The 6,339-nt window shown below is 38.9% G+C and carries 6 protein-coding genes; all 6 read right to left on the reverse strand.

Features of this window, described 5'->3' with window-relative positions; all coding sequences use genetic code 11:
• Positions 1 to 479: 479 nt before the first annotated feature.
• On the reverse strand, positions 480 to 1,031 hold the full coding sequence (locus VIK44_RS06465; protein WP_331553031.1) for a hypothetical protein: 552 nt from the start codon (positions 1,029 to 1,031) through the stop codon (positions 480 to 482).
• A gap of 25 nt (positions 1,032 to 1,056) precedes the next feature.
• A complete protein-coding gene (locus VIK44_RS06470; RefSeq protein ID WP_331553032.1) occupies positions 1,057 to 1,908 on the reverse strand; it encodes a 4Fe-4S binding protein in 852 nt (283 codons plus the stop codon).
• Between the two features lie 79 nt (positions 1,909 to 1,987).
• Complete coding sequence (locus VIK44_RS06475) at positions 1,988 to 2,560, reverse strand: class I SAM-dependent methyltransferase (RefSeq protein ID WP_331553033.1); 573 nt, start codon at positions 2,558 to 2,560, stop codon at positions 1,988 to 1,990.
• A 148-nt stretch (positions 2,561 to 2,708) separates the two neighbouring features.
• The gene (locus tag VIK44_RS06480) at positions 2,709 to 3,587 is read right to left on the reverse strand and encodes an EFR1 family ferrodoxin (protein WP_331553034.1); all 879 of its coding nucleotides are present in this window, start codon (positions 3,585 to 3,587) and stop codon (positions 2,709 to 2,711) included.
• Between the two features lie 284 nt (positions 3,588 to 3,871).
• Positions 3,872 to 5,587, reverse strand: coding sequence for a sulfate adenylyltransferase subunit 1 (locus VIK44_RS06485; protein WP_331553035.1), 1,716 nt, complete (start codon positions 5,585 to 5,587; stop codon positions 3,872 to 3,874).
• A gap of 20 nt (positions 5,588 to 5,607) precedes the next feature.
• Positions 5,608 to 6,339: sulfate adenylyltransferase subunit CysD (gene cysD / locus VIK44_RS06490; protein WP_331553036.1), on the reverse strand; the 732-nt coding region annotated here is incomplete at its 5' end.

A 6,339-nucleotide genomic window follows, 5' to 3' on the forward strand; every position in this document is an offset into this window, starting at 1 on the left:
ATTCAAAATTTTCACACAGATAAGCATAAATCAATTCCGCATCCATGGGAGAATCCTCCAGAGCAAGTATTTCTAATCGGTCTTTTCCGTTGTTTATAGGATCCATACTTTCACCTTCATTCCGAGGGGATCTCGTTAATAATTGCCTAAAATATATCAATTTGTTTTATATTATCTATTAATGAATATCGATCGGTCAAGATTTAAATAGAATTTGTATAATTCAGCATTCTTTTTCACGGCATAAAGCCTCCTTTCAATTTCTCTCTTTGTCTAATGTTTTACCCGTTTTGTTTAAATATTATCAAAATATCATCCATTCATTCATGTTTTTTCAAAATATCATTGTACTCTATTTCCTTATCATTTTTTAATTAAAAACAGAACCTATTTGAATAGACTTTTTTGTGTCCATTCTATAGATTCCATTTTATACTTATGATGATGTCAAAAATGTAACCGGTATTTTCTGTATCCAATTATCTGTTTATTCTTTTAATGGAAAACAAACCCCCTTCATCCGTCATGCCAATGGGATAGGAACATCGTTTGAGCCATTGATTGGTAGATAATTCAGGAGCAGGCGCAAGGATAATGGATTTTTCAAAATCATTTCGAATAATATTAACCACTTTCGGGTCAACGTTTGTATGGCATTCACCAAAAATTTCCCAATCATTTTCAGGTAAGTGTAAAAGGGTGATTTGGGTTTTATCTTCGATGGTATATTGGTCTAAAACTTTAAAATACGACCCTTGATCCATGACACAAAGGCCCCAATTTGTGCCATATTCATAGGCTTGGAGGTCTGCGTAATGATTGGATAAAATAGCCATTCGATGAGTGGTTAACAATCCTCCCCGATGCAAACTTGCATCAGTAAATCCTAATTCTCTCAGGATCATTCCGACTTCATATTTCGAATCAAGGTTGCCTAGATTTGTATCACGAATCAGAAGTGTTAATCCGCGATATGTGAAATTAATAATCTCCTCAACTTTTTTAATCTCTCCATATTTTTCACCGATCATTTGAGTTCTCCTCGTATTTTCATCTTCATAATATAGCCTTCTCTGGAATACCGCTTTCACAGGGCACACTCACCTGGCATTTTCCGCAACCATACCGTGGCTTAAATTTTTCCCGGGTCTTTTTTAGAAAGTCACTGCAGCTCCGGTGGTTTTTTCCCTTTTCAAAAGAGATTGCCTTCACTGGGCAACGTTTTATGCAGGACCCGCATTTAGTGCAATAGGCATCAAAGGTTTCATAGGTTCTTTGATCCGGCTCAAGTTTCAATTCTGTGACTAAACTTCCAAACCGACCTGCCATGCCCTTAGAGGTAATGAGTCCTTTGGATAGCCCGAAAGTCCCTAAGCCACATATATAGGCCACATGTCGTTCAGACCAGTTGCTGGTGAATGAAAGCTGTTGTTCCTGTAATTCACCTTTTTCGTTCAATTCCGATTCGGGTGCTGTTTTGCTGAAAAAGTTCTTATCCAGGGATGGAATAATACTGGTAAAGCCTGAATTGTTCAATTCATTTTGCAAATAAATCCCCAGTTCATTCAATAATTGCTGGCCTTCAACTCTGCCTACTAACCATTCCTGTGAAGGCCATATTTTCCCCTGGCCGTTACTGTTTTTTACTGTTTGAGAAAAAGGGAGAAAAAATGAAATCACGGTTTTAGCCGATGGCAACCATTCATTGGGAAGTCTGAAATGCTCCCCAATAACTTTGGTCGATTTAAGTAAAAGAAATTCTGGATCTTGTGGATTGGCAAATCCAAAAATAGGAGCGTCATAAATTCTAGTCCCGGGAAGATCTTCAGAATGATCCATTTCGATTTGGTTATCTTTGGCATTTTCCATAAAATTGGCGGCCAAAGCTACAAAGCTTTGTTTATCCATTTCACACCTCTTTAACGTTTGCTTTTTTATTCTTTTTACTGATAAATGTTCTGATTTTTCCACTTTTCAAATCTAAGATTTAGGCTTTGACTCTAAAAATACTGCCATAAAATACGGTTGCAATTTTTTTTGAGTCAATGCGTTCGAATTTTTCGGCTGTGAAAAGGGCATCCACGTCTTCTTTGCCAATACGGTGTGCACAAGGTGGTCCCATTTCCGTGTCTTCTTTTATCCATTCGATGACGGCAATGCGGCCTTCAGGTTTTAAGATGCGATGAATCTCAGTAATCATCCGTTTTTTATCGTCAATTTCATGAAGTACCAGAGCAAGCAATGCAAAACTAACCGATTCAATGGGAATCTTTAAATCGTATTCATCCGTTTTCAGAGTGGTTACATTAGCCAACCCGGCGGCAACCATGCGCTGGTTCACTTCTTCAAGCATTTCTTCAGAAGTATCCAATGCGAAAACCTGGTTATTCACTATTTGAGCCGCTGGAATTGTGAAATATCCGATCCCGCACCCAATGTCCGCCATACTATCCTCAGGAGTTAAACCTAAACTCAGAAGGGTTGCTTCCGACTGAAGGTTTTCCCTTCGCCATTCATTGTCAAGTTTACTTTTACTTTTGATATTAAATTTATGTGCCATTAGTTCTCCACCTTTTTTATTTTTTTGTCACTTTGAATAAAAATGATTGATTGTTTAATGTTTTATTTGCTGATATGAGAGAACTATTTAAAAATAATCCTCTTTTATGTGCTATGTATAACATGCTAATTAGCAGGCACCTAGCCAGTTATTTTTCACCACTTTCAATTAAATAGGCTTTTACCCTTTTTAACAATGAACCTTGTGTGACCTGCTCAACCGATGGAAATACTGTCATATAACCTATTTTATTTTCAATCTTTCTTAAATCAAATCCGCCTTTAAGAATTAAAAATTTACCAATTCCTGGCTCGATGGCTTTTTGAGAACAGCCATAAACACACCGCAGGCAGATAACGCAGGTACCACCAAAGGTAATCTTATCGTTTACAATGGTGATGTTCCCTCGTGGACAGTTTTGGGCACACCAGCCGCAATTTATACAATTCTCATTAGCTTTCAAACATTTTCCAAAGAATTTTGCGCCAATCTTTTCTAAAACCCCTAGCTTTGAAGCCACTCGATCGATCCAAAAAGGAGTTGTTCGATGGCAGATCCCAGTTAAAAGTTCTGAAACAGCTTTTTCAGCATTTCTCGGAGCCGCACCCAGTAGCATTGCACAAAGAATATCTTCATATTTTATCATAAAATTTGAAGGCATCACGAACATTTTTTCATAAACAACATGATAGCCCTTTCGTTTAAGACGTTGGTTGGTTGCCGCGCGGCAAGCGGTATTCGGCGAAATTTCGCCACCGCCGGACACTGAAATAACTGCAACAGGTCTTCCCCGACCCGGAGGTGCTTGTTCGATCCATTCATCAATAGATTTTGGCGCATTAAAAGCATGAACCGGAAAAATCACCACTAGCAAGTCGCAACTATCCACCGGTTGATTTTTTCCGTTTAATTCAGTTCGATGTACATTGATGGACTGGTTCAAAAAAGCTTGCTCAAAGGCATCGGCAACCCGGGCTGTCCCTCCTGTGCCAGTAAAATAGACAAGATTTACGTATTTATAATCCATTATCTTTGAACCCTCAATTTCATAATTTGCGGCCAATGTTATTACGCTTTAATTACCATTTATACTTACTTCTTTCTGTTTCTGGCATTGATTTTTTTATGAATATATTTAGTTAGAATTTACTAAAGCAAAGGTTCACTAAGTACTTTTTTTCTTGTTGAACTGCACAATTATTGTATCATTTTTGCAATTTAATAGAAATAGAAAAGTTATGAAAAAAAAGAATTATTATAGCCGAAAAAAGAACAGCCTGATTCGATACCAGGCTGTTCTTTTGTATAAAATTAAATATCCCAAAAATTATTATGGAAAATGACCCGACGATAGGTATCAAATTTTACCCATTGGTTTAAAAATTCAACTTCTCGTCGTTCATCGGTTTTGCTGTATTCTTTCATGAATTTTTCAAATTCCGGTTGTGTGAATGCCTGAATGGCAAAGCCGCGTCCGTTGGTGAGCGGATAACCGGTAAAGCCATACTGATCTAAGGTGATAATTTCTGTGATGATCTTATTTCTAATTTTAATGGCAACCTTATCACGTAAAACCAGGACATCGAAACTCTCCGGATATTTGTAGCTTTCTCCCGATATGGGAATCTCATCACCCACTGTATAGGATTTATTGAAATCTTTGTACTGGTCGATTGAAAATTCTTCGACATTATAGTAAAATTCTTCGAAAATATCCCCTCTTGCTTTTAGGGTTTCGAAAGTGAAGGTCTGCAGTTCTTTGAGTTCTCTTCGCTCTTCCGCATCGACAATGATTCCGCCTCCGGCAACGTCATAGCCATCAACAATGACAAAGCGTCCGGTGACATGACTGTCAGCAAATTTATCAAAAACCACATCTTCATTGGTGGTAATAATGACTTCCGCCACATCATTCTGCTTGATTTTTCCGCTGTTGACTTTGCTGTCAAGGCTGGAAGAATCCACAATGCCAATGATTTCTTCAATTTCGCCTTCCACTTCCTGGGAGGACAATTTTATCTTATATTTTTTATTTTTTACCAGATCGTTTTTCCCCATCCAAAATACATTGGCCCGGAAAGAATTGGAAATGCTTGGTTTGTCTTCTTCAAAGGCAATGACTTCCCCACGTTTGTTGAAAAATTCATCCTCGACAATAATTCCTGTGGATTCACCGGCAACAGCAACATCCTTTTTATCCCGTTCTGCCCAATAGGCAATGGATTTAACGGTTGTCTTTTTTCCTTCTGGATAAATGGTGATTTTGTCTCCGACTTTAATGCGGCCGCTTTCGATTCGACCGGCAATGATTCGTCGGTCATCAAATTTGTACACGTCCTGAATGGGAAAGCGAAGGGGTTTATCTTCCAGACCTTTTTCCGTTTCAATGGCATCCATGGCGCCCACAAAGGAATTGCCTTTAAACCACTTTAGTTTTTCAGAAGGGTGTAAAATATTTTCCCCAAAATAAGCGGAAACAGGAATATAATCAATGGGATAAACTTTCAGGTCCGCCAAAAATTCGGTCATTTCTTTTTTGATAGTTTCATAAATTTCCTGGGAATAATCCACCAAATCCATTTTATTTAAAACCACATATACTTTTTTGATCCCTAAAAGCGATAAAATATAGGCATGGCGTTTTGACTGTTCCTGTACCCCTTCTTTTGCATCAATGATCAGAAATCCTGCTTCGGCATTGGCGGCACCGGAAATCATGTTTTTCAGGAATTCCTTATGCCCGGGGGCGTCAATGATCACATAATCACGCTTCTTCGTACGAAACTGCAACTGGGTGGTATCAATGGTAATCCCCTGTTTTTGTTCTTCCTCAAAAGCATCCAGTAAATAGGCATATTCAAAGGGTTTCCCGGTTTCTTTGGCTATTTTTTTTACTTTATTAACCGTTCCTTCCGGAAGGGAATCCGTATCGTAGAGTAATCGGCCGATAACCGTGGATTTTCCATGATCCACATGTCCAACCACGACTATTTTTAAAGTGTCTCTTGTTTCATTTAACTGTGTCATTATTCTTACCTCCCAGTAGTTTACATATATCCATCTTTACGTAGTTTTTGCATTGCATAAGCATCTTCCTGATCCTGGGCACGACCTGCCCGTTCACTGACAGTGGTATTTTGCAGTTCACAAATGATCTCATCCAGGGTTGTGGCTTCTGAATCAATCTGTCCGGTACATGGTGCACAGCCCAGGCTGCGATAGCGCTTCCCGTTTTTCGCAAAATACAAATCAATGATGGGAATATTTTCCCGTTTAATATATTCCCAGACGTCAATTTCACTCCAGGCCAGCAAAGGATGAACACGGATATGGTTTCCTTTGGGGAAATCTGTTTTAAACTGATCCCATAATTCCGGTGGCTGATTGGAGTAATCCCATTCGTCATTTTTATTACGTTCAGAGAAAACTCTTTCTTTGGATCTGGAACCTTCTTCATCCCGGCGAACCCCAACGATTAAACCGTCAAACTGATATTTTTTCGACATTTGCTGAAGACCTTCGGTTTTCAGGGCTTTACAACAAACCAGCCGGCCGTGGTCAGGGCCCATGCCGGCATCAATGGCTTCCTGGTTGGTGTGAACGATTAGGTCAAGATCCAATTCTTTTACAATCTTATCCCGGTAAGTAATCATTTCAGGAATTTTGTAGGTGGTATCCACATGAATGAAAGGAAATGGACAGTGTCCGTAAAAGGCTTTTTTTGCCAGCCACAATAAAACCGTGGAATCCTTTCCGATGGACCAGAGCATTCCCAGCTT

The sequence above is a fragment of the Acetobacterium sp. genome (assembly GCF_036508315.1).
Classification (GTDB): Bacteria; Bacillota; Clostridia; order Eubacteriales; family Eubacteriaceae; genus Acetobacterium.

Excerpts from the sequence above, each read along its gene's own strand:
- VIK44_RS06485 (WP_331553035.1), bottom strand. The coding sequence starts at position 5,587 with ATGACACAGTTAAATGAAACAAGAGACACTTTAAAAATAGTCGTGGTT.
- VIK44_RS06480 (WP_331553034.1), bottom strand. The coding sequence starts at position 3,587 with ATGGATTATAAATACGTAAATCTTGTCTATTTTACTGGCACAGGAGGG.
- VIK44_RS06475 (WP_331553033.1), bottom strand. The coding sequence starts at position 2,560 with ATGGCACATAAATTTAATATCAAAAGTAAAAGTAAACTTGACAATGAA.
- VIK44_RS06465 (WP_331553031.1), bottom strand. The coding sequence starts at position 1,031 with ATGATCGGTGAAAAATATGGAGAGATTAAAAAAGTTGAGGAGATTATT.
- VIK44_RS06470 (WP_331553032.1), bottom strand. The coding sequence starts at position 1,908 with ATGGATAAACAAAGCTTTGTAGCTTTGGCCGCCAATTTTATGGAAAAT.